The sequence below is a fragment of the Thermospira aquatica genome (genome assembly GCF_023525255.1).
In the GTDB taxonomy this organism is placed as follows: Bacteria; Spirochaetota; Brevinematia; order Brevinematales; family Thermospiraceae; genus Thermospira; species Thermospira aquatica.
On record NZ_CP073355.1, the window covers coordinates 1813811 to 1834505 of the forward strand.

Sequence of the window (20695 nt, forward strand, 5' to 3'; positions counted from 1 at the left end):
TATTTTTTATGTTCCTTGGGGTAGTGTTTATTTTTTCTCCCAGAAACATGACGTATACACTACCTTTTATTTAAAACAATTCGAAAACTTGATTTTTTGATAATTTTATGTTATAATAAACTTGCTTTTGCGGGTGTAGTTCAGTGGTAGAGCGTCAGCTTCCCAAGCTGAATGTCGCGGGTTCGAATCCCGTCGCCCGCTCATGGGAGCCTGGAAGAGATACTTCCAGGCTTTTTTTGTCCCTATCAAAGAACGTTGTTGTAGAGGGATGGTTTTTTACTTAAGAGGAAGTTCAATAACCTCGTAGGTTCTTGGACCTGGCACCATGTCCCTGGTGTACACTGTCCACATCCATGGAAAACTATCCCAAAAACGGCTTAAAAGCATCTTTTGTCTTTCATGATCCATTTCGAGCATAACATCATCAAAGAGCAGCAGAGGAATCCTTGCCTGATCACGTAGGATGGTTGCGACGGTGATTTTGAGCAGAAGAGCCAAAGCTCGTTTTTGTCCCTGCGAGGCAAAATGTCGGAAAATCTTCTCTCCTTCGCGTATCTCAAAAGTGTCACGATGAGGACCAACGAGGGTGAGTTTTTTCTGGGATTCGAGTTCTCGTGTGTGGAAAAGAGCCTGCCCAAAACTCTCACGGATCTCTTTTTCTATACGGAAGGTATTGAGCATACGAAGTTCGAGTTTTGTGCCATAGAGTTCGTAGTAATATTCCTGCAGACGAGCGGAAATCTTCCGTAAATAAAAAAGTCTTTTTTCGATAATCTGACTCCCAAAATCTATGAGCTGTCTATCCCAGATGCGAGCATCTGATGGAGAAATACGAAGTTGGGCATTGCGTTGTTTGAGTACCCGATAGTAGCTAAGCCAGAGAGAGCGATATTCACTGTCCAGGGTGGTTAGTATCTGGTCAAGGATCCTTCTTCTCCCTTCAGAGCCTCCGTAGAGGAGGATGGTATCATCCGGGAGAAAGACCAAAACAGGATGGTGCTGACGGTATTCTTTCGCTGTGACGGTTTTGCCATTTTTTCTATAGAGGCGTGTTGTTGAGGTATAGCCAAAGTGATACTCATTATGATCGAGAATCCCCCGAAGGGAAAATCCCTGTCCTCCCCAGGATATAGCTTCCTGAAGATTGTTCGTACGAAAAGAATCTCCTGTTAACCAGATGGAGATTGCCTCAAGGAGATTGGTTTTTCCACTTCCGTTGGGACCAATGATGACCGTTTTTTCAGAGAGTGTGGGAAAACGCGTCTCACTATAATTGCGGAAGCCAACGATCTCAAATCTCTCGATCATGAATGAGAAGGTTTCTTGAGTCGAATGTGTTTTTTGGAGAAGAGTTTTTTCTCCAGGTAACTAAGTCCTTCACTCGGCTGGATATGATCTCGATGAAGCACGACTTTCCCCTGAAGTGTTTTTACTGCACGATGGGGTTCAAGGTGGGTATACTCTACGATCCTTTCTATAGCAGCAAACTCATCGGCAGGTGGTTCACTCTCAAAAAGAGCCTGGTATATAGCCCCGTTAAACTTAAAGGGAGAAGCCGTGCTACAGATGAGCGTAGGGACTTTTTTCTCTTCGTCTTCCCAGTATTGTTTGAGTCCATGGTAAGCTACGGCAGTATGAGGATCAAGGAGATAGTTTTCTTTGTGGTAAACCTCACGGATCGTTTCAAGGGTTTGAACCTCGGAGGTCCAGTAGCCAGACATCACTTCTCTTATCGCAGCAAGTGTGGTACTATCTACCTTGAAACGTCCCTGTTGCTGGAGTTCCATATACCAGTTTTGAATTTTAAGAAAGTTGTGTTTGGTGACTTCCGCCAGGAAGCGCTCCAGATTCGAAGATATGAGGATATCCATCGAAGGACTGTAGGTCTTATAAAACGGACGTTGTCGGTCATAGACGCCGGTACGGAGAAAATCGGTAAGAACATTATTCTGATTCGAAGCACAGATAAGCCTGCGTATAGGCAGTCCCATGCGTTTTGCGTAGTAGGCGGCAAGGATATTCCCAAAATTTCCGGTAGGAACAACAACATCGATTTCATGCCCAATACCAAGTCCGAGCTTACGGATGAGCTGGACATATCCCCACACGTAGTACACGATCTGTGGGGCGAGTCTTCCCCAGTTGATAGAATTGGCCGAGGAGAGCTTATACTGTCTTGTTGCAAGTTTTGACTTGAAATCCTGATTTGCAAAGATTTCTTTCACCATCGTTTGACAGTCATCAAAATTCCCTTCGACAGCGATAACCCTGGTGTTTACGCCTTCGGTGGTGAGCATCTGGAGTTTCTGGACGAGACTTACCCCCTCATCGGGGAAAAACACATAGATTTCTGTTCCGGGAATGTTTTTAAACCCTTCGAGAGCAGCTTTTCCCGTGTCTCCTGAGGTGGCTACGAGAATGATAGTGACGGTTTTTTGATTGAGCTTTTTCTTGGCAATAACAAGCCAGTGAGGCAAAATTTGAAGCGCCATATCCTTAAAGGCAGCTGTAGGGCCATGCCAGAGCTCAAGGATACCTATATTGTTTGAAAGTACAGTAACAGGGGCTATTTCTGGCGTATCAAAGTTGGTACTCCTGTAAGCAACCTCAAGGGAAGATCGGAGTTCTTCTTCAGTAAAATGCTTCTCTCCATGGCAAAAATAGGGTTCAAGAACCCGATACCCTATCTCACGGTAATCGTTTGTATGGAGGAGAAAAGAAAAATTCATTTCTGGAATATTTTCCGGAAGGAAAAGTCCACCACGTGGGACCATGCCTGTAGTGATCGCTTCGCTTATACCAATTTCCGGGTAATTGCCTCTCGAACTGATATATCTCATGGATAACCTCAATGCTTTCTCTAAGTAATAAGTATAAGCCAAAAAACAAAAAAACGCAAATTCCCGAATTGCTTCATAATAAAAGTACTCGAAAAGGGAACGCTATTGCAAAATAAAAAAGTACTCCAAATCTGTGTATAAAATAATCCAGTTCAAAGAACTGGAGGTACAAGGTGGAGTTAGCGATGTTTGAAAGGAGACCTATTTACAGGGAAACGGCGAAAGAGTATCAAAAAGCCAGCAAAAAGGAGAAAAAGGATACTGGATTACTTTGTGAGATAACAGGTTTAAAACCAAGAAACTATGCCACCAGGCTCTTGGGCAACACGGAAAAACCATATATGTAGGCAAGAAAAATTACCTTAAAACCGACATAGCCAAAAGAACAAAAGATTGAAAGAAAAAATTCAGCGAAGAGGAACTAAAACTTCTAAAAAAGGTCTGGGAGAATTGAAAAACTACATGTGTGCAAACGCTTAAAGCCGATTCTCAATGAAGTTTTAGATAATCTCTTAGCAAACGGACATCTCCACGGTTCTCCACAGGCTATAGAAAACTTGCGCCATATAAGTGCTTCAAGTATTGACCGACTTTTGAAGCATGAGCGTAAAAAGCTTGAGATAAAAGGACGAAAAGGTACAAAGCCTGGAACGCTATTAAAGCAACAAATAGCTATACGCACGTGGGCAGAGTGGGATGAAAATTGCCCTGGGTTCATGGAGATTGATCTGGTTGCCCATGAGGGAAAATAGCTGGGAGACTTTGCTCAAACATTAAATATGGTGGATGTTTGGAGCGGTTGGACAGAGCTTGTGGCAATCAAAAACAAGGCTTCAAAATGGGTAAGAGAAGCCATAGAAAAAGTCAAAGGAAGACTTCCTTTTGATTTACGGGGAATTGATTCTGATACCGGTGCTGAATTTATTAATCATCCTCTGCGTGATTGGTGAGAAGCACCAGATAAAATTTACAAGGGAAGAAGCTCCTGTTCCAATGATAACTGCTACGTTGAGCAGAAAAACTATTCCATAGTCCGCCAGAATGTTGGATACTTCCGCTACGATACCGAGGAAGAAGTCTACTACTTGAACCGACTCTATGCGTATCTCAGGCTTTATGCCAACTTTTTCAACCGCTATGAAAATGACAGAGAAAAAGAGAATCGGAAGCAAGGTGCAAAGAAGCATGATGATATTAAAACTCCCTACCAACGGCTTTTAGAAAGCTCTTATGTAAGTGAGGCACAAAAGGAACGCCTAACAAGGCTTTATAAGGCTCTCGATTTGTTTCACCTAAGACAAAAAATTACGGCTTGCCAGAGAAAACTTTTCAGCCTTCAAAAGAAAAAGAATGTAAAAAACAAAAATTTGGAGGAAACTGTATGGAATTTTTGAGTACTTTTTTTTATGAGGCAATGATTCGAATTTCGAGTACTTTTTTATTTGACGCAACGGGATTCCGACATTCCTCAAAAATAGGCTACGAGCAAATCTCTTGTTTTCTCATAATTGACAGAAAAGGCTATTCTCCTTTCAACCTCTTGTAGTTCAGAATCGGAAAACTGTTTTGATAAGCCAAAGAGACCAAATGAATCAAGAAGGTGAGCTTACTTCTTTTCCCATGTGGCATTGTAGAAATTTTTTCCCTTGCTATTACTTTGTTTCAGTTTAAAAAAGGTATAGCTCTTACCTTATCACAGTTTTGAAACCTGAGCTAAAACTGCAACAAGGGAAGAGCATTTCCTGCAAGTTTTAGACTTCCTATTTACCCCCTGGTTTTTATGTCTCTCTCGTGGATATATCAAAATTGCTCTTACCATGTTGCAGTGAAAAAGTCAATAGCTTCTTCCCTGCAAAAAGCGAAAAGTTTTTAAAGTTTTGTTAAAGAGATGTGCTCTTCCCATATCACAGCTAAAACTTGAGGTCAGACACTCTTACCCTGTTTTATGTTATAAGATTAAATAAAAAGACAAAGATTAATCTGAGAGAAAGAATTTTATACACATCGTTAAACTTTCAGAAAAAAGAGAATCGTTTGCGAAGAACTCTCCAGGGTTTATCATCATACATTTAAAAGGGGAGATTTTATAGATGAAGCTTCTCATCTTGTAACGGAATTTATTTTTGAAAAAAGACGATACCTCTCGAGCTCAAAAGGATTTATTTTTTCACAAAGAAGCTTTTTTCCTGACAGCGGTCTGTTTCATATTGAAGAGTTACATGCGCAATACCAAATTCGAAGAGTTCTTGTTCTACTCTTTTCCCGATTTCACATGCCTCCGAAAGGTTTCTATCGTCCATTTCAATGTGGGCTTCGAGATAGATAGTATGTTCGTCAGATCGCCAGGTGTGAACATGATGGATATTTTTTACGCCGGGGACTTTCTCAATGGCCTGTCTCATTTTTTCATAATCCAGAGGAGCTGCTGCTTGCATGAGTATTTCCACCGTCTGTTTTACTACTTTCCAGGACTCTCGCATCATCCATAGGGCTATGAACGTGGAAAGAAGCGGATCTATCCACGTCGCCGAAGGTAGAAGCCACATAACTATGCCTCCCGTAGCAACAGCAAGAGAGAAAAACGCATCCGATAACAGATGGAGGTAAGAAGAACGCATGTTAAGACTTTCTTTTGCATCCTGATGGAGAAGGAAACTTGAAAGACCATTCGCTACGAAGGTAACCAGCCCTACGAGAGTCATCCCTAGGGCACTTGTTTCTGTTGGTGAGAAAAAACGTTCTATGGCCTCTCGAATAACGAGTACAGAAATCCCTATAAGCACAAGAGCATTCACAAGAGCCGCGAGAATCTCGGCTCGTTTATAGCCGTAGGTGTGTTTCTCGTCCGAAGAGCGTTTTCCAAGGTTTTTTGTCCAGAAACTCAAGCCCAAAGCGCCTACATCGCTTAGATTATGGAGAGCATCTGCTACCAGGGCCAGGCTCCCCGCGACAAATCCTACCACTACTTCAAAAAGGGTAATACCCCCGTTGAGGAAAATAAGAATCCAGAATTTTTTGCTTTCCGCATGATCATGATTATGCATACAGCCTCTTGAATGCGAGAATGGTGATATTATAGGGGAAAACGCTTTTTCTGTCAATTGTTATGCTATTTTCAGGGAATAATGGGGTATCTTTTTCTTGCTTCTTCACGGCCATACATCTGAAAATGCCACCATTCTGTTTCGATAGGAGAAAAACCAGCCTGGATCATGATTTCACGGAGAAGAAGGCGATTGCTTAGTTGCGTTTGGGAGAGTCTTCCATCCTGGAGAAATCGCTTCTCATACTTTGGTGAGGCAAGTTCACCAAAAAAATCTACCGGAGTTCCCATGTCAAGCTCCTGACCTGTTTCGTCGACAAGAGACACATCAACTGCCACACCATAGTTATGAAGGGAGCCTCTTTCTGGGGAAGCTACATATATACTTTGTGGTGTATTTTTGACCTTTTCCCACATTTTTCTCTGAACGGAGAGAGGGCGAGCAGCATCGTAAACAACAATTCTATATCCCGGTCTTTTTTGTTCAAGAAGGTTTTGTGCAGCGACGAGTCTCTGAGCGGCTTCTAAAACAAGATACGCTTTTTCGAGATCACCATACACATCCTCTCCGAGAAAGTTGTTGGTGGTAGAGTAAATAAGACGAACAAGAATACGTCCTTCACTAAGCTCACTCACATCAACGAGTCCCTGGTACGGAAAGATGGGAGAGGTTTTGGTCCACGATATCGAGAAAACCAGCCAACCAGCCAGGATAAGAGTTTTTGTTATTTCTCTCATGAGGTTATGATAATGTCTTTTTGGCTTTTTTGCAAAAAAACTTTTTATTCTCTATGATATATCGGCGAAGGAGAAAAACCACCTATGCAGACGGCTTTCTTTCGAAGAATATTCTTTTTTGTTTTTGTACTTTTTCTTCTCCTTTTGGTAGGTACAGTGGGGTACATGAGTCTTGAAGGCTGGCATTGGTTTGACGCTCTTTATATGAGTGTGATTGTTGTTACTACCCTTGGCTTTCAGGAGATTCATCCTCTTTCTGCAGGGGGAAGATTTTTTACTATTCTCTATTCCCTCGGTGGTATTATTGTTTTTGTCGGGATTTTGAGTTTACTGGGAGTTCAGATCATCGAGAGCTATCTCTCCATAGACAACAGGAGGAAACGTATGCTTCGAGAGCTTTTTATGATTCGTCAGCATTATATCGTCTGCGGGTGTGGCAAGGTAGGCAAACATGTTATAGAGACGCTTTTGCGAAACAAGAAACGTTTTGTGGGAATTGATATTGACCCCAAAAACTTCGAGCGTTTAAAACAGGAATACACGCTTGAGAACAACTGGCTTCTCGAGGGAGATGCCACTGATGAGGATGTGCTTTTACAGGCGGGCATTGATCGGGCAACGGCCATCTTTTGCTGTGTTCGTGATGATATCAAAAACCTTTTTATTGCCATGTCGGCAAAACAGCTCAATCCTCATATTAAAATCGCAACGTATGTGATTGATGAGAAAAATATCCGTAAGTTTCAGCAGATTGGTGTGGATGAGATTATCTCTGGGGATTTTCTCATTGGGCGCCATCTTGCCTCAACCATGCTCAATGAGCATTTTCTCTCCTTTGTCGGAGAGCTGGAATCATCCCCTGAAGAAAGTGTTTTTGTCGGAGAGGTGGTTATCGAACCAGACTCTTTTCTGATCGGCAAAAGTCTTCGTGATGCTGATATCTACCAAAACGTAGGGCTCCTTGTTTTTGCTATTCGGCGGGGAAGTACAACCTTCTACAATCCACATCCTGGAAATACCATTCTTGAGAGCGGAGATAAGCTTGTGGTTTTTGGGGAGAGGGAGAAAATCCAGGCTTTGGATAAATATGTGAATGGATAAAAACAGGCTGGCAAAAGCCAGCCTGCTTCCTGGAGAGTTCGGTTTTTTATTTTGTTAGAAGGTGAAGTTAACGTCGAGTCCTACTTTGAAACCACTAAAATTGAAAGGAACCGCATTACCATTTTCTTCTATCACTTCACCTTCCTTCAAAATAGTTATTCCCATTATAGAAACGTCTTTTGTTGCCTTCATCTCGCTTACATTTGCCAGTCTATAACCAGCAACAATTCCAATTCCTATCTGCGGAGTTATCTGGTAACCCAAACCACCATCGACATTCCACACAAGGGTTTGTCCTGCGAAGGGGGCTGCTATTTCTCCAGAAAGATATATAGTTTGCTGGCCGGAGGCCCATCCCCATCCTGCCGAAGTACCGACAGTCCAGTAGATTTCGCGGGTAATCATCCCTTTGTATGAGAGATATCCCATAAGAGAAAGGAGAGAAAAGTCAAGACTTAAGAGTTTTGTGCCGTTTTCCACAAGATTTCCTTGAAAGGCGGAAAGATATTCAATGAAAGGCGGAAAGATATTCAATTTTTCCACCAAGAGAGAGACCCTTTATCACTTCTATTCCAACACTTCCGCCTACTATCCAGCCAGAATCAACTTTTTTTGATTCTGCGTTGGTGATATCTTCATTGACCTTTTCCATAGCTAGTGTTGTCCAATCACCGTACACCTGAAACACCACACCACCGAACACCCAGGAAGAAACCAACAAAAGTACCAGAGAGAGATAAATTTTTCGCATGCTTACCTCCTTAAAATTTTTTAGAGTATTTTCCTGTAAAAATAATAGCATCATTTCTTTTTTTTTTTTCAAGTATTTTTTAGAGAAAATTTTATCCCTTTGTCTTCTTCAATTTTTTCAATTGTTGCTTTTCCGCTCTTTTTTCTTTACAATATATCTTATTATATATTATAAAGAATCAGAGACAAGGAGTATTCATGGTTCGAACTCGTTTTGCCCCGTCGCCTACAGGACAGATTCATGTAGGCAATGTTCGTACCGCGCTTTTTGCCTATCTTTATGCGAAAAAGCACGGTGGTCAGTTTGTTTTGCGTATTGAAGACACAGATCTCGAACGTTCTGAGGAGATCTATACTCAAAAACTCATGGAGGATCTTCATTGGCTTGGTTTGTCGTGGGACGAAGGACCAGATGTAGGGGGGCCATATGGTCCTTATACCCAAAGCGAACGTCTCTCCATCTATCAAGAGTATGCTCAGAAACTCATTGATGAGGGAAGAGCCTACTACTGCTATTGTACCCCCGAAGAGATCGAGGCATCGAAACAGAAGCTTCTTGCCGAGGGAAAACCTCCTCACTATGATGGACGGTGTAGGTATCTTACCGCTTCTCAGCGTAGGGCGTTTGAGGCGGAAGGGAGAAAACCGGTTATCCGTTTTGTGGCGTATGACCAGGAGTATATTCTTCAGGATGTGGTCAAAGGAGAGGTGCATTTTCCACGGGGGATGGTAGGGGATTTTGTGATTATTCGTTCAAATGGTCTGCCTGTCTATAACTATGCTGTTGTGATCGATGACTATCTCATGAAGATTACGCACGTCCTGAGAGGCGATGATCACCTTTCGAATACGGTGAGACAACTCATGATTTATCAAGCCCTTGGTGCTACACCACCGGTGTTTGGTCATATGGCACTGGTTCTTGGGCCGGATAAGCAGAAGCTTTCCAAACGTCATGGTGTTACCAGTGTTGACGAGTTCAGGCGATTGGGGTATCTTCCCGAGGCTTTGCTGAATTATCTTGCGCTTTTGGGCTGGTCGAGCCCGGATGGAAGAGAGCTTCTCTCAAAGGATGAACTTGTTGAGCTTTTTGATCTTGATAGGCTTTCTTCGAGTCCGGCTGTGTTTGACTACGATAAACTTCACTGGATTTCCAAACACTATATTATTCAGATGCCTCTTGAGAAACTTTACAGGGAGGCTATTCCTTTTTTTGTAGAGACGGGCTGGGTTACCGAAGAGGAGCTTCAGGATCCGGCGAAGCAAAACTTCTTTATGGGGGTACTGGATCTGATTCGGGGATATTGTAGCCGTCTCTCTGACATCAAAAATCATCTTGTCTACTTTTTGCGGGAGGATTTTCCTATTGAAGCAGAAGCCGAGCCTTTTTTGAAGCTTGAGACCACTCCAAAAGTGTTGCAGGCGTTTTATGAGAAGCTTCAGGCGGAAACAAGGGATGTGGATGAGCTTGTTTTTCGTGAGATGGCGATGGAGATGATGAAGGAACTCGGTGTGAAAGGGAAAAACTTCTTTCTCCCGTTGAGGATTGCTATTACGGGCCGTGTATCAGGACCTGAGATATATTTTATCCTTCCTCTTATTGGCAAGCAAAAGGCGCTTGCGAGAGTTGAGAATCTTTTGCAGCGTCTTCAAGCGGGGCATTGACCATGCCAAAAAAGGTTGTTCTTCTCGGGGGCACAGGTTCGATAGGTTCCTCGGTGCTGAGTATTATTCGCTCTTATCCCGAGGAATTTCAACTTCTTGGTCTTAGTGGTCATAGTCAGAAGGAGAAGATACGAGCCCTGGTAGAAGAGTTTCATCCAGCGTATGTTTGTCTACCTGAACTTCCGGAGTGGAGAGAGAACTACAGGGGTATAAACTTCCTCTCAGGTGAAGAGGGCTTGAATATTCTTGCTTCTCTTCCTGAGGCGGATATGGTTGTTATTGCCATTGCTGGTCTTGCGGGGCTTGGTCCCACGATGGCGGCTATTCAACATCAGAAACATCTGCTTTCTGCAAATAAAGAGTCTATTGTGGCGGCAGGTCCACTTATCAATGCCTCACTGGATGCAACCAATCGTCAGATTATTCCTCTGGATAGTGAACACAATGCTATTTTCACCCTCTTAACCCGTTTTGAAAGGGAATCGGTAAAAAACATTATCCTTACTGCTTCTGGTGGCCCATTTTTTAAAAAACCTGCCGATAGTCGCACCTCTCTTCAGGATGTTCTCAAGCACCCCACATGGAGTATGGGAAGCTACATTACCGTGAATAGTGCCACCATGCTCAATAAAGGGTTTGAGGTTCTCGAGGCACATTATCTGTTTCGTATCCCTTTTGAGAGTATTCGTGTTCTTATCCATCCTCAATCGCTGGTGCATGGGATTGTCGAACTGACAGATGGGACACAGGTTATGGTCGCCTCTCCCAGTGACATGCGCTATCCGATAGGGATGGCAATGTTCTATCCCCGTATACCCCCGCGTTCAGAATCTTCTTTCTCTCTTGTCGTAAAGCCGTTAGAGTTTTTTGATATCCCGGAAGGGAGGTTCCCTCTTTTAAAGCTTGCCTATGAAATGGGCAAAAAGGGAGGACTTTTTCCTCTGGCATTGAATGCCCTTAACGAGGAGATTGTGGGAGCATGTCTTGAGCATAGGATACGATTTATTGATATAGAGATACTTATTGAAAAAGGACTTGAAAGGTTTAGTGCTAGTGAGGAAGCAAGACTTTCTCTTTCATGGGAATCGCTTTTTCCTGCGGAGAAAAAAGCCCGTGCTATCGCTCAAGAGCTTATTGAGGAGCGGCAACGTGCTAACTAAGCTCTCCTCGGAGCAACAGAATCTTCTTGATGTGTATAAAAAGGAGCTTCTTCATTGGAACAAAACCACCAATCTTATAGGCAGATCGACGGAAGCAAGTTTTGACGAAGAACATCTCCAAAACAGTCTGGAGATTATCCCTTTTTTAAAGCCTGATCTCCCCATTATTGATGTGGGAACAGGAGGGGGACTTCCTGGTATTCCGCTGGCGATTGCTCTTCCTGATCGGGAGATTGTGCTGGCCGAAGTGGACAGGAAAAAACTTGCCTTTCTCTATTATATTACTGCGAAGTTGCATCTTGCAAACACCCGTGTGGTGGAGGTTCTGCCTTCTTTTGTATTTTTAGAACCATGTGAGATAGTTTCCAGAGCGTATGGGCCAATTGAAAGGATTCTTCTCTGGACTAGAAGTCATGCTCCGGCGGCAAAGCACTATGTGATTCTCAAGGGTGCGCAGGTGGAAAAGGAGCTTTCCTCTCTTCACCTCAGGGATCTGAGTGTGCATACCCTTTCCCGCGGATGTGTTGTGTGTTTTTCTCTCAATGATAGAAGTGATTGACTTTTTCTTTTCTTTTTCCTATACTAAAATTGAGTATTCAAGGAGGAACCAATGAAAGGTGTCATTGTCGCAGCCGGGTATGGGAGTCGTTTTCTTCCTTTGACGAAGACGTTACCCAAGGAGCTTCTCCCTCTCTATGATAAGACCCTTCTCGATATGATTCTGGATGAGTTTGAAGAGGCAGGGATCAGGGATATCATCATCATTACCAGTCGGAGAAAAAAAGTTCTGGAAGATTATCTTGATAGAGAGATAGAACTTGAAACGGTATTTACGCGGGAAAAGAAAACAAAACACCTTGATGCTATTAAACCAAGAGATGTGAACATTACTTTTATCCGGCAACAGGAGATGAAAGGGACAGGACATGCGTTGCTTCTTCTTAAGCCCTGGATAAAGGATGAACCTTTTGTGGTGGCGTATCCTGATGATATCGTGCTTCACACCCCTGGTCTTTCCTCGCAGCTGCTCACAATGTATGCGAAACATCCTTCGAACTATCTCGTCGTTCGCGAAGAGCATGAGAATATCAGCCGCTATGGGGTAGTAGCCGGAAAGCTTGAGGGGGAAACGGTTTCTGTTTCTCGTATTGTGGAGAAACCTGCTCCTCAGGATGCTCCCAGTAACTGGGTATCCATAGGGCGGTATCTCTTTGAGCCTGAGCTTCTCTCTCTTCTGGAGGAGGGCTGGAGGCATCATACGACAGGAGAATTTTATCATATCGATGCGATAAATACCCTTGCTTCCCGGGGGAAGATGCGTGCTCTTCCCATGCAGGGGATGATGCTTGATACGGGCGAACCAGAGAGTTATCTCTATTCGCTTTTGCTTTATTGCCAGCACCATCCAAAGGCATCACAGGTAGTGAAACGTTTTTTTGAAAAGGACTACCAAAAGGAAATATAGAGTTTTGTTTGTTGTTTGAGTGGAGAGATGAAAGTATAAGGAGGAGAGTATGCGATATCTCTTTTTGGTTCTTCCTTCTCTTGTTTTTGGGCTTACGATTTACAGCCCCAAGGCAGCACCAGCTTTGCCCCTTGTAAGACTTACCAATGAGGTCAATGTGGTTTTTTATCAGGATGTTACCACAGAGGTTTTGCCCCTTTTAGTCAAAAGGGAAGAGGCACTTTTTATCATTCCTGCTAATGTAGCATCCAAGCTTTACGCTAAAATGTCTGATCTTCGTTTGGTTGGGATCACCTCAGTGGGGATGCTGGCTCTTCTGACTACCAATGAGTTATATACAAACTGGCGGGATCTCAGTGGAAAGCAGGTCCATATTGGGGCTCCTGGCTCTTCGCCTGACGTGGTCAGTCGGGTACTTTTTAGACAGGCAGGAGTTCGGCCGGAGATTCTTTACGGGGATTCCCCGCAGATAGCTCAGCTGATGATGGCAGATAAGATTGAAAATGCTGTGCTTCCCGAACCCCTTGTCTCTCTTGTTCTTGCTAAAAACCCCAAGGTTCGTATTTTCAAAGTCTATCGTGCCGAATGGGAAACGTTTTTTAAAACAAAAAATGGGATTCCTCAGACAGCCATTGTGGGGTTTAGTGGCTATCTTTCCAGAAATCAGGCAGAGGTAACAAAGTTTTTTCAATCCTATCAACAGGAAGTTGCCTGGGTAAACACGCACCCTGCCGAAGCCAGTCAGGTAGGGGTTGTGGGACTGGGACTTCAGGTGCCCCCGGCTGTGATTGAAAAGGCTATCCCTCACATGGGGCTTACGTATCTTCCTGCTCGTATGATGAGGAAAGAGATTTTGCTTTATTTTCATGAACTTAGGGCTGTAGATGAAAAGACAGTAGGAAACATTCCTGATGATAACTTCTTTGCGTGGTAAGATTTTTTTTGCTTTAGGGGTGGTAATTTTTGTCCTTCTATGGGAGGTGGCGTCTTTTGGGATGGCTTCCTCCCTTTTGCTTCCCTCGCCCTACGAAGTGGCGAAAGAACTACTTCATCTTCTCTGGCAAAGAGAAACCTATGAGCATCTCAGCACAACGCTTATAAGAATAGGGTTGGGGATTGTTTTGAGTGCCTTTCCTGGTATTATTCTTGGTATACTTTCAGGAAGATGGAATGATCTTTATTTTCTTTTTCAACCATGGCTTTTGGTTTTTCAAAGTATTCCAGCGATCGTTTGGGTCCTTCTTTCTCTTTTGTGGTTTCCCCGGGACGTTACACCGGTCGTATTAGCTTTTCTGACCACCTTTCCGCTGTGGGTGCTGGGCATACGGCAGGCAATCCTGAGTGTTCCGGGAGAGCTTCTGGAAATGGTCGATGTTTTTGGGGTTCGGGGAGTGAGGCGGTATTTTGCTCTTTATTTTCCCTATGTGCTTTTTTCTCTTTCAACGACATTGCGGGGGACCATCACTCTCTCTATTAAGATTGTTGTAATGGCTGAGGTGTTGGCTTTTCCTGCTCAGGGGATTGGAGCCCGTCTCTTTTGGGCAAAAACGTATGTTGATATTGTGCAACTCTTTGGCTGGGCGATGCTTCTTCTTCTTTTGAGCTGGGGGATTGATGCTTTGTTTTCTCGACTGATAATTGTTTTGAAACGGTATTTTCATCTGGAGGTGGAATGAGGTTTTGTGAGGATCTTTTTCTCTCTTTTGGGGAGAAACAGATTTTTGAAGGGTTTTCTTTAGATATTTTGCCCGGGATAACGGCTATCCTGGGGCCCTCTGGTTGTGGAAAGACAACCTTTCTTCGGATGGTCCTTGGTCTTGTCAAACCTACCAGGGGGCAGATAGTAACGGTGAGACCGGCGGGAGTGGTATTTCCGGAGCTTCGGCTTATTGACTGGCTCTCAAGTGTTGATAATATACGGCTTATAAATCCAAAATTGGATCTTAAAAAGATTTCTACTACCTTTGATGAGCTTGAGATCGAAAATCCATTTCTTCCTGTTGGAAAGCTCAGTACAGGTCAAAAACAGCGTGTTGCTCTTGCGCGCGCCTGGCTTTTTGGGGGTGAGTGGCTTTTCCTGGATGAGGCTTTTCGGGCTTGGGATGTGGGCTTAAAACAGCGTCTTTTCCCTCGTTTACGATTACAGTGGAAACAAGAAAAAAAACACGTTTTGTTGGTGACGCATGATCTGAGTGAAGCCTTGATGCTTGCAGATAGGGTGATTATCTTTTCCTTTCCGCCGGTAAAGGTGTTAGAGGCGTTTTCTGTGGAAATCTCTGAGAAGGAGCGACAAAACCTCACCCCTGAACATCCGCTTTTCCTGAGACTTGCTCAGAGCCTCAAAACTTATTTTGATCCTATCACCCTCATGAACCAGTTCCATGCATGAGGACCAAGGATAACAACACCTACCATAGCACTGGTAAGACTCGCAATCATCACAGCACCCGCTGCCATATCTTTGATCCGACGAACTGACCCATGTTTTTCTGGTTTGATCACATCACAGATTGCCTCAACAGAGGTATTCACGGTTTCCAGCCCTAAAACAAGTCCAATCGCAAGAAAAATGATAGCCCATTCGATGAAAGTGAGACGAAACAATATTCCTGCAACTATTACCATGGTGGCAACCACAAGATGAAAACGGAAATTTCTTTCGCGAAGGAACACTCTCCTCAGACCTGCGTAGGCGTATATAAAACTTTTCCACCATGGGTGAGAATGACGGCGAAACATGTCTACTCTTCCCTGGGTTGGGACTGGCGGAGCTTGAACTGTTCACGATTGAGGTCGATCAGTTTTGGACCGAAGGGGGAGGAAAAGAGTTCAGGAACAAAATATCCGCCATCTACTACTCCCATAAAGTCTTTGTATTGGACTTTGAGTTTTACATTCACCCAGAAATTGGGAAGGCCGCGCAGGTTGAGGCCCGTGTAGGAGACAACATACTCAAGAGGGGGAGCCTGTCGGATGGTTTGATAGATCTGGACAATATCTTTCATGTTCTCAAGGGTATAATACTTGCCAAAGGTTTTTTCAGCCATCTCCTGGTAAAGGGGTTGACGCCGATTTCCCATGTGAATCACATAGATAGGAACGGCGTTCTGTCTTGCGTAGGTTGTAATGACATCAGGTTCGTACGTGGTAAAAGAATCAAATGATGTCTTGCCTGAGGTAAAGTAAATAATCGCTTTATTGAGATTGACGTTGAGTGTAGAAGTCACTGCGTTGTAGAGGGCTTTGTCGACATCTTTAAGTGGTCCTACGGGATGATTTTTTACCTTTTCAAGAGTGGACAAAAGTGCGGCAGCGTAGGGACCAGTATCCTCTGTGGTGGCTCCAATAAGCGTGAGATCAAGTTTATCCGTTCCTTGCATGGGTTCGATAATTGATTTTAAAAACTCCTGAAGTTCTTCACGGTAGGTGTTCATGGTAGGATCCATTTCGATCACTATTTTGAGGTAAAGTCTATCCCGGTAGTTGTAAGTTTGACCAAGTCTAATAAAGGGCACAAGGGTATTTTCTTCGTAGATGGCGATGTTTTCCTGTCTCAGGTTATAGATGGGATTACCCTCTCGATCCAGAACACGGAAATGAATGAGGTTTTTGGGATACTTGTCAACCCATATTTGGGAGATAAAAACTCCGAGGTTAACGTATTTCATCTGAAGGGGGGTGTAGATAGCCATTTTTGTACTGTTAATGTCTGAAAGATTGAGACGGTATTGTTTATCAATAGCCACGTCGAATGGCCTTTGAAGTGGCTTTTCTTCTGTAGTTAAAGTCTCCATGTCTTCTGTTTGGAGGTTATAGAGATAGATGCCTTTTTTGCTATCTACGATATAGAGAAAATCCCCCTTGAGAGAAAGTCCTCGTGGTTCCTCAATCCCGTTTAAGACGATTTCTCGTATGAAGTTTCCAAAAAAATCATAAACAACAATACGCTTGTTGGCCGTGTCACTTACATAGAGATAACTTCCATCGGAGACTATATCCGTGGGACGGTTGAGTTCCCCTTCTCCTATAGTTTGCACCCATTCTCCTTCGGGAGTAAACTTTTGGATGCGATCGTTGCCGTTGTCTACCACATAAAGATAACCATTCACAATAACAATACCCATGGGCCCGGCGAGATTTGAGGACTGATAGCCATGAGAGCCAAAAGAACCAAGAAGCTTGCCGGTGCGGTTGAAGACAAAGATTTTGTCCTGGGTATAATCAGCCACATAGATTTTTTTGTCATGGAGGAAGATCCCCATAGGAGTAGCAAATACACTTTGTTCCCACCATTTTCGGCCTATAGTGCGGATGACTCTCCCTGTGTTATCTATCTCCGAGATATAACGGTTACCAAGAGAGGAAACGAGGAGAGTATCCTCCTCTTCATCATAAAAGAGGAAAGCCGGTCGGATGACTTTGTGAGCCCCGTCCTTGAGTCCATCATAGAGTTGACTGAGAACGTAGTTCTCATAAAGGGTGTAGTTTTTATCCATGGAGAGCTGGTAATAAAGGTCGTTGAGACGTTGTTTTACCTGATAAGTAGCTCCTCCGAGTTGGATAAGATTTTCCCACTCTTCGATAGCTTGGCGTGTGTAGCCTGCCTGAAGATACGCTTCACCGAGGTAGTAGCGAGCCCGATAGTTGAGAGGATCGAGGTCCAGAGATCTCTGAAAAACCTGAATAGCTGCCTGGTATTGTCGGTTGTAAAAACGCAGCATTCCGACACGAAATTCTCTCTCAGAGAGGATCTGGTTTACGGTTTGTGCTAAAGCTATGCTTGAGACGAGCATGAATATAAGGGTAAGCCAGGCTTTTTTCATGGAAGACCTCCCTCTCTTTTGTTCTTTCATTATAGCATAAAGTGGAAGAAAATTCAAAATACGGCGTAACTTGTAGCATGAGATGTGAAAAAACAGGTATCCGGCGTATGTTTTCTTACTGTTAGGGAGTGAGTTTACTCAGTCCAGTGAGCTTGTGGTACTAAAAGAAGACTTTCGATAAGGAGAGAGCCTTTTCTCCTATTTGGATTTGTGTTTTATTGAGAGCTTTTGTTTTTATTTTACTTTTTTTTCTTTTTGTCTTACAATATATTCTCTATTTTTTCTAAAGAGGTAAGGGATGGAACAGACAGAGAAAAAGCGGCTCGAAGAGGTTTCCAAAAAACTTCGAGCAAATATTCTTATGATGCTCACAGAAGCTGGAAGTGGACACCCTGGTGGTTCTCTTTCGTGTATTGATATTCTTACCTATTTGTTTTTAAAGCAGATGCGTTATGATCCGGCGAATCCTCACTGGCCTGAGAGAGATAGGTTTGTCCTTTCGAAAGGTCATGCAGCACCAGCTCTCTATGCCGTTCTTTCTCATGTGGGTTACTATTCTTCGAATCTCTTAAAAACCCTTCGCAAGCTGGGGAGTCCTCTCCAGGGGCATCCTGATAGCCGTAAGCTTCCCGGGGTAGAGAGTTCCACAGGATCACTGGGACAGGGGATCTCTGTTGCGGGTGGGATGGCACTTGCTGCAAAGATGGATAAACGTCCGTCGCGTGTGTATTGTTTGGTGGGAGACGGAGAAATTCAAGAGGGTCTTGTCTGGGAAGCAGCGATGGCAATAGCGCATTTCAAGCTGGATAATTTCTGTCTTTTTGTGGATAATAATGGGCTTCAGATTGATGGTCTTGTGGATGATGTTATGAATGTTTATCCTATTGGGGAGAAGTTTCTTTCCTTTGGATGGCAGGTATTGAATATTGATGGGCATGATTTTGATGAGATAGAAAAAGCTCTCGAGTTTTTTGAATCTAATCAAGGGAGCGGAAAGCCTACGGCTATTGTAGCTAAAACAGTGAAAGGAAAGTGTGTGAGTTTTATGGAGAATAAGGCTCAATGGCATGGGGTTGCACCATCCAGAGATGATCTCATGAAGGCTCTTGATGAGCTTGGATGTCTTGAGAGTATGGAAGAATGGAATGCGGAGGAAAACTGATGGGAGAGGTTTTAGTTGCTACCCGTGATGTTTATGGGAAAACGCTGGTTGAGATAGGAAGAGAAAATAAAAATCTTGTAGTACTTGATGCTGATCTTTCCGAATCCACCAAGACCGCCATGTTTGCAAAAGAATTTCCTGATAGGTTTTTTAATTTTGGGATAGCTGAGGCAAATATGATGTGTTTTGCGGCCGGACTGGCACTCAGCGGCAAGGTAGTTTTTGCGAGTAGTTTTGCCATGTTTGCAACGTTACGTCCTTATGAACAGATCCGTAACTCTATTGCTTCTCAAAACCTCAATGTCAAAATTGCTGCTACCCATTCAGGTGTAAGTGTGGGAGAGGACGGGCTTTCTCACCAGACAGTGGAAGATCTGGCGATCATGCGCGTGATGCCTAACATGCAGATTTTTGTGCCTGCAGACGGGATAGCGACCGCGAAGATTGTTAAACAGGCGGCTCTCTGTCCTGGACCGGTGTACATTCGTCTCACCCGTCCCAAGACGGAAGTGATCTACGACGAGAGTTATGATTTTGTTATTGGTAAGATGCATGTTATAAAGGATGCGCCCCGGGCAGATGTAGGAATCATTGCTATCGGGACCATGGTACCTAACGCCCTCAAGGCTGCTCGTATGCTGGAAGAGGAGGGATACTCGGTGATAGTGGCCGATGCAGCTTCTCTTAAGCCTCTCGATAGGGAAACGGTTGTTCGGATTGCCAAGAGTAGCCGTCTGGTAGTTACTGTAGAGGAGCACAGTATCATTGGTGGACTTGGTGGGGCTGTGGCAGAGGTACTGGCAGAAGATTTTCCTGCTAAATTGCTTCGTATTGGTGTTATGGATGTGTTTGGTGAGTCCGGGTCACCCTCAGCCCTTTACAAGCATTTTGGACTGACACCCGAAGACATCTTTCGTAAGATTTTTAAACAAATACGCTGATGGGTTACAAACATATTTATGGTCCCGTTCCCTCACGAAGGCTTGGGATCTCACTCGGAGTCGATCTCTTTGAAACCAAAACCTGCAATTTTAACTGTGTCTATTGTGAATGTGGAAGAAATGCCCGTTATGTGTACGAGCGGGGGCATTTTGTCCCACCTGAAGAGATTCTCAAGGAGATAGAGGATTTTCTGGCATCAAATCCTGCCCCACAATCGATAACCTTTTCAGGCACGGGGGAACCAACCCTTTCCCTCGATATTGGTTTTCTCCTTGAGACACTTTCCAGACGCTATCCCTCTATCCGTTTAACGGTGCTTACGAACGGAAGTCTCCTCTGGGATCCTGAGGTGCAACACGATCTTTTACCCGCTTCGCTCGTGGTTCCTTCACTTGATGCCGTAACCGAGGAAGCCTACCAGAAGATTGACCGTCCGCATAAAATTTTTGAGCTTGAAAAAGTGATTCAGGGAATCATAGAATTTTCCCAGAAGTTTCATACAGAAGAGAAAAAAGAGATCTGGCTTGAGGTATTTATTGTTCCTGGTGTGAATGATGACCCCTCACATACCCGGCGGCTTGCTACGTTGATCCAGCAGATGAAATGTGATCGGGTTCAGCTCAATAGCCTCGATCGACCACCGGCTGAAGCCTGGGTAAAGCCTGCTCCGGAGTCGGTACTTCATGGGATACGAGAAGCCCTGAGAGAGAAGGGAGTGATTGTTCCTATTGATATTGTCAAGCGCTATACGGTACGTTCTGAACTCTCTCGCTATCACCAGGATGTGGAAGTAGCGATTCTCGAAGCAGTGGCCCGTCGTCCCATGCGTTTGGACGATCTCTCGGTAATGCTGGGGAGGAACTCAGAAGAGATTATGGCTTACCTGGACATTCTCCAGCGTGAAGGCAAGATCCAGCCTGTTATTCAAGATCACGAGATCTTTTACCGGAGAAGGTAAGAGTTTTTTCTTTGGAAAATATTGACTTTTCTGCTTCTTTCTTTACAC

The 20695-nt window shown here is 43.8% G+C and carries 23 protein-coding genes and 1 tRNA gene; 16 read left to right on the forward strand and 8 right to left on the reverse strand.

Annotation, left to right across the window (positions count from 1 at the left end):
• Positions 1-129 precede the first annotated feature (129 nt).
• A tRNA-Gly gene (locus tag KDW03_RS08735) sits at positions 130-201 on the forward strand.
• 75 nt (positions 202-276) lie between these two features.
• Here KDW03_RS08735 and recF read toward each other — a convergent pair.
• Together recF and thrC are read right to left on the reverse strand one after the other, a co-directional pair.
• Positions 277-1308, reverse strand: a complete 1032-nt coding sequence (gene recF / locus KDW03_RS08740) for a DNA replication/repair protein RecF (protein ID WP_271434699.1) — start codon at positions 1306-1308, stop codon at positions 277-279.
• Positions 1305-2840 (reverse strand): threonine synthase, encoded by a 1536-nt coding sequence (gene thrC / locus KDW03_RS08745; protein WP_271434700.1) that lies wholly within the window; start codon positions 2838-2840, stop codon positions 1305-1307. The genes recF and thrC overlap by 4 nt, the downstream gene beginning before the upstream one ends.
• A 185-nt stretch (positions 2841-3025) precedes the next feature.
• Here thrC and KDW03_RS08750 point away from each other — a divergent pair, with 185 nt between their 5' ends.
• The 4 genes from KDW03_RS08750 to KDW03_RS08765 all read left to right on the forward strand — a co-directional run bounded on the left by KDW03_RS08750 (position 3026) and on the right by KDW03_RS08765 (position 4234).
• Entirely contained in the window at positions 3026-3187 is a 162-nt protein-coding gene (locus KDW03_RS08750) for a hypothetical protein (RefSeq protein ID WP_271434701.1), read from the forward strand.
• A 117-nt stretch (positions 3188-3304) separates the two neighbouring features.
• On the forward strand, positions 3305-3592 hold the full coding sequence (locus KDW03_RS08755) for a hypothetical protein (RefSeq protein ID WP_271434702.1): 288 nt from the start codon (positions 3305-3307) through the stop codon (positions 3590-3592).
• Positions 3593-3619: 27 nt separating this feature from the next.
• Positions 3620-3790 (forward strand): hypothetical protein, encoded by a 171-nt coding sequence (locus tag KDW03_RS08760; RefSeq protein ID WP_271434703.1) that lies wholly within the window; start codon positions 3620-3622, stop codon positions 3788-3790.
• A 135-nt stretch (positions 3791-3925) separates the two neighbouring features.
• Complete coding sequence (locus tag KDW03_RS08765; RefSeq protein WP_271434704.1) at positions 3926-4234, forward strand: hypothetical protein; 309 nt, start codon at positions 3926-3928, stop codon at positions 4232-4234.
• Positions 4235-4999: 765 nt separating this feature from the next.
• Here KDW03_RS08765 and KDW03_RS08770 read toward each other — a convergent pair.
• Both KDW03_RS08770 and KDW03_RS08775 read right to left on the reverse strand, forming a co-directional pair.
• Positions 5000-5884, reverse strand: a complete 885-nt coding sequence (locus KDW03_RS08770) for a cation diffusion facilitator family transporter (RefSeq protein ID WP_271434705.1) — start codon at positions 5882-5884, stop codon at positions 5000-5002.
• A 71-nt stretch (positions 5885-5955) separates the two neighbouring features.
• On the reverse strand, positions 5956-6621 hold the full coding sequence (locus tag KDW03_RS08775) for a M15 family metallopeptidase (protein WP_271434706.1): 666 nt from the start codon (positions 6619-6621) through the stop codon (positions 5956-5958).
• Between the two features lie 84 nt (positions 6622-6705).
• On the opposite strand from KDW03_RS08775, the gene KDW03_RS08780 reads away from it, so the two are divergent.
• Positions 6706-7722, forward strand: a complete 1017-nt coding sequence (locus KDW03_RS08780) for a potassium channel family protein (RefSeq protein WP_271434707.1) — start codon at positions 6706-6708, stop codon at positions 7720-7722.
• A 54-nt stretch (positions 7723-7776) separates the two neighbouring features.
• On the opposite strand, the gene KDW03_RS08785 is transcribed toward KDW03_RS08780, so the two are convergent.
• Positions 7777-8256 (reverse strand): hypothetical protein, encoded by a 480-nt coding sequence (locus KDW03_RS08785; protein WP_271434708.1) that lies wholly within the window; start codon positions 8254-8256, stop codon positions 7777-7779.
• Positions 8231-8473: a hypothetical protein gene (locus tag KDW03_RS08790; protein ID WP_271434709.1), complete on the reverse strand. Its 243-nt coding sequence runs from the start codon at positions 8471-8473 to the stop codon at positions 8231-8233. The genes KDW03_RS08785 and KDW03_RS08790 overlap by 26 nt, the downstream gene beginning before the upstream one ends.
• Positions 8474-8670: 197 nt before the next feature.
• Between KDW03_RS08790 and gltX the strand changes: the two genes are divergently transcribed.
• The 7 genes from gltX to KDW03_RS08825 are packed head-to-tail and all read left to right on the forward strand — an operon-like array spanning position 8671 to position 15151.
• Entirely contained in the window at positions 8671-10137 is a 1467-nt protein-coding gene (gltX, locus tag KDW03_RS08795; protein ID WP_271434710.1) for a glutamate--tRNA ligase, read from the forward strand.
• Positions 10138-10139: 2 nt separating this feature from the next.
• Complete coding sequence (gene dxr, locus KDW03_RS08800) at positions 10140-11297, forward strand: 1-deoxy-D-xylulose-5-phosphate reductoisomerase (protein WP_271434711.1); 1158 nt, start codon at positions 10140-10142, stop codon at positions 11295-11297.
• Positions 11287-11856: a 16S rRNA (guanine(527)-N(7))-methyltransferase RsmG gene (gene rsmG, locus KDW03_RS08805; protein WP_271434712.1), complete on the forward strand. Its 570-nt coding sequence runs from the start codon at positions 11287-11289 to the stop codon at positions 11854-11856. Before dxr ends, rsmG begins: the two co-directional genes overlap by 11 nt.
• Positions 11857-11907: 51 nt before the next feature.
• A complete protein-coding gene (locus KDW03_RS08810; protein ID WP_271434713.1) occupies positions 11908-12762 on the forward strand; it encodes a sugar phosphate nucleotidyltransferase in 855 nt (284 codons plus the stop codon).
• 49 nt (positions 12763-12811) lie between these two features.
• The gene (locus KDW03_RS08815) at positions 12812-13696 is read left to right on the forward strand and encodes an ABC transporter substrate-binding protein (protein ID WP_271434714.1); all 885 of its coding nucleotides are present in this window, start codon (positions 12812-12814) and stop codon (positions 13694-13696) included.
• A complete protein-coding gene (locus KDW03_RS08820) occupies positions 13674-14438 on the forward strand; it encodes an ABC transporter permease (protein WP_271434715.1) in 765 nt (254 codons plus the stop codon). The genes KDW03_RS08815 and KDW03_RS08820 overlap by 23 nt, the downstream gene beginning before the upstream one ends.
• Complete coding sequence (locus KDW03_RS08825) at positions 14435-15151, forward strand: ATP-binding cassette domain-containing protein (protein WP_271434716.1); 717 nt, start codon at positions 14435-14437, stop codon at positions 15149-15151. Before KDW03_RS08820 ends, KDW03_RS08825 begins: the two co-directional genes overlap by 4 nt.
• On the opposite strand, the gene KDW03_RS08830 is transcribed toward KDW03_RS08825, so the two are convergent.
• Positions 15109-15501, reverse strand: coding sequence for a diacylglycerol kinase family protein (locus KDW03_RS08830; protein WP_271434717.1), 393 nt, complete (start codon positions 15499-15501; stop codon positions 15109-15111). The two genes, KDW03_RS08825 and KDW03_RS08830, sit on opposite strands and share 43 nt — an antisense overlap.
• A gap of 2 nt (positions 15502-15503) precedes the next feature.
• Positions 15504-17585 (reverse strand): tetratricopeptide repeat protein, encoded by a 2082-nt coding sequence (locus KDW03_RS08835; protein WP_271434718.1) that lies wholly within the window; start codon positions 17583-17585, stop codon positions 15504-15506.
• Positions 17586-17883: 298 nt separating this feature from the next.
• On the opposite strand from KDW03_RS08835, the gene KDW03_RS08840 reads away from it, so the two are divergent.
• Genes KDW03_RS08840 through KDW03_RS08850 form a run of 3 tightly spaced genes read left to right on the forward strand, consistent with a single transcriptional unit; the run spans position 17884 to position 20647 of the window.
• Positions 17884-18747, forward strand: a complete 864-nt coding sequence (locus KDW03_RS08840) for a transketolase (RefSeq protein WP_271434719.1) — start codon at positions 17884-17886, stop codon at positions 18745-18747.
• Positions 18747-19688 (forward strand): transketolase family protein, encoded by a 942-nt coding sequence (locus KDW03_RS08845; RefSeq protein ID WP_271434720.1) that lies wholly within the window; start codon positions 18747-18749, stop codon positions 19686-19688. Before KDW03_RS08840 ends, KDW03_RS08845 begins: the two co-directional genes overlap by 1 nt.
• Positions 19688-20647 carry a radical SAM protein gene (locus tag KDW03_RS08850; RefSeq protein WP_271434721.1) on the forward strand — a complete coding sequence of 320 codons (960 nt, stop codon included), beginning with the start codon at positions 19688-19690 and terminating at the stop codon, positions 20645-20647. Before KDW03_RS08845 ends, KDW03_RS08850 begins: the two co-directional genes overlap by 1 nt.
• The last annotated feature ends 48 nt before the right edge of the window (positions 20648-20695 follow it).

Excerpts from the sequence above, each read along its gene's own strand:
- recF (WP_271434699.1), bottom strand. The coding sequence starts at position 1,308 with ATGATCGAGAGATTTGAGATCGTTGGCTTCCGCAATTATAGTGAGACG.
- thrC (WP_271434700.1), bottom strand. The coding sequence starts at position 2,840 with ATGAGATATATCAGTTCGAGAGGCAATTACCCGGAAATTGGTATAAGC.
- KDW03_RS08750 (WP_271434701.1), top strand. The coding sequence starts at position 3,026 with ATGTTTGAAAGGAGACCTATTTACAGGGAAACGGCGAAAGAGTATCAA.
- KDW03_RS08760 (WP_271434703.1), top strand. The coding sequence starts at position 3,620 with ATGGTGGATGTTTGGAGCGGTTGGACAGAGCTTGTGGCAATCAAAAAC.
- KDW03_RS08770 (WP_271434705.1), bottom strand. The coding sequence starts at position 5,884 with ATGCATAATCATGATCATGCGGAAAGCAAAAAATTCTGGATTCTTATT.
- KDW03_RS08775 (WP_271434706.1), bottom strand. The coding sequence starts at position 6,621 with ATGAGAGAAATAACAAAAACTCTTATCCTGGCTGGTTGGCTGGTTTTC.
- KDW03_RS08780 (WP_271434707.1), top strand. The coding sequence starts at position 6,706 with ATGCAGACGGCTTTCTTTCGAAGAATATTCTTTTTTGTTTTTGTACTT.
- KDW03_RS08790 (WP_271434709.1), bottom strand. The coding sequence starts at position 8,473 with ATGCGAAAAATTTATCTCTCTCTGGTACTTTTGTTGGTTTCTTCCTGG.
- gltX (WP_271434710.1), top strand. The coding sequence starts at position 8,671 with ATGGTTCGAACTCGTTTTGCCCCGTCGCCTACAGGACAGATTCATGTA.
- dxr (WP_271434711.1), top strand. The coding sequence starts at position 10,140 with ATGCCAAAAAAGGTTGTTCTTCTCGGGGGCACAGGTTCGATAGGTTCC.
- KDW03_RS08810 (WP_271434713.1), top strand. The coding sequence starts at position 11,908 with ATGAAAGGTGTCATTGTCGCAGCCGGGTATGGGAGTCGTTTTCTTCCT.
- KDW03_RS08815 (WP_271434714.1), top strand. The coding sequence starts at position 12,812 with ATGCGATATCTCTTTTTGGTTCTTCCTTCTCTTGTTTTTGGGCTTACG.
- KDW03_RS08820 (WP_271434715.1), top strand. The coding sequence starts at position 13,674 with ATGATAACTTCTTTGCGTGGTAAGATTTTTTTTGCTTTAGGGGTGGTA.
- KDW03_RS08825 (WP_271434716.1), top strand. The coding sequence starts at position 14,435 with ATGAGGTTTTGTGAGGATCTTTTTCTCTCTTTTGGGGAGAAACAGATT.
- KDW03_RS08830 (WP_271434717.1), bottom strand. The coding sequence starts at position 15,501 with ATGTTTCGCCGTCATTCTCACCCATGGTGGAAAAGTTTTATATACGCC.
- KDW03_RS08835 (WP_271434718.1), bottom strand. The coding sequence starts at position 17,585 with ATGAAAAAAGCCTGGCTTACCCTTATATTCATGCTCGTCTCAAGCATA.
- KDW03_RS08840 (WP_271434719.1), top strand. The coding sequence starts at position 17,884 with ATGGAACAGACAGAGAAAAAGCGGCTCGAAGAGGTTTCCAAAAAACTT.
- KDW03_RS08845 (WP_271434720.1), top strand. The coding sequence starts at position 18,747 with ATGGGAGAGGTTTTAGTTGCTACCCGTGATGTTTATGGGAAAACGCTG.
- KDW03_RS08850 (WP_271434721.1), top strand. The coding sequence starts at position 19,688 with ATGGGTTACAAACATATTTATGGTCCCGTTCCCTCACGAAGGCTTGGG.